Origin of the sequence: Collinsella aerofaciens, from assembly GCF_027679495.1 — a bacterium.
Taxonomy (GTDB): domain Bacteria; phylum Actinomycetota; class Coriobacteriia; order Coriobacteriales; family Coriobacteriaceae; genus Collinsella; species Collinsella aerofaciens_AK.
The window spans coordinates 1-912 of record NZ_JAQEKC010000066.1 but is presented as its reverse complement, the minus strand read 5'-3'; the positions used below and the strand labels follow the sequence as shown (position 1 = coordinate 912).

Genomic DNA, 912 nt, shown 5'->3' with positions numbered 1-912 from the left:
TTCATCCGCACATGTGCGGATGAATGTGGGAAGTGTTCGGATGAAGTTGATAATCAAGGAGGCAGATATTTCGCACCTGGCTCTGATTCGGGGTGTTTCGGTCGACGCCAGTCGGTGCTAAGCTGATATTGGCTTTGGTCTTAAATTGCCGTTTTGCTGTTTGACGTATGCGTGTGGGGAGGGCGTGTGGCTAAGAAATCTACGGCGATCGATGTAACGCAAGGTGTCATTTGGCAGCAATTGCTGTCGCTGTGCGTTCCCATCTTTTTTAGTTCGTTTTTTCAGCAGGCCTACACGCTTATCGGTACGTATATCGTCGGCCAGTTTGGCGGCAAGCTCGCGCTGGGTGGCATTCAAGCCACGATGGTGCTCACCGAGCTCTGCATTGGCTTTTGCGTTGGCGTCGGCGCCGGCTGCGCGGTCATTACCGGTCAGTATTTTGGCCAGCACGATGATGAACGACTGAGTCGTTCGGTTCACACGGCCATGACGCTCGCGCTGGTGGGCGGTATCGTCTTCTCCATTCTCGGTATAGTGTTCGTTGAGCCCATGCTGGTGCTTATGAACACGCCGCATGAACTATTGGCCGAGGGCGTGGCCTATGCTCGCTGTTATTTTGCCGCGATGGTTGCGGCACTGCTGCTAAATATGGGAACCGCACTGCTGCGTGCCGTGGGCGACACGCGCGGGCCCGCCGTGATCATTGCCTCTGGCTGCCTTGTTAACGTGGTGCTGGATATCATCTTTGTCGCTGTGTTGCATATGGAGGCGCTGGGCTGCGGCATCGCAGTGGCGCTGACCATTTGCTCCAATGCAACGATGATCGTGTTGCGCATGATGCGCGCTCCGGGTGCATGGCGTCTTTCGCTCATATGACCCAATCCGCTGTCAAGAGCCACAATGGCCCCGCCG

Annotated in this window: 1 protein-coding gene; it reads left to right on the top strand. The window is 55.9% G+C overall.

Annotation, left to right across the window (positions count from 1 at the left end; genetic code table 11):
• Window positions 1-186: 186 nt before the first annotated feature.
• A complete protein-coding gene (locus PGW49_RS10360) occupies window positions 187-876 on the top strand; it encodes an MATE family efflux transporter (protein ID WP_270226450.1) in 690 nt (229 codons plus the stop codon).
• The last annotated feature ends 36 nt before the right edge of the window (window positions 877-912 follow it).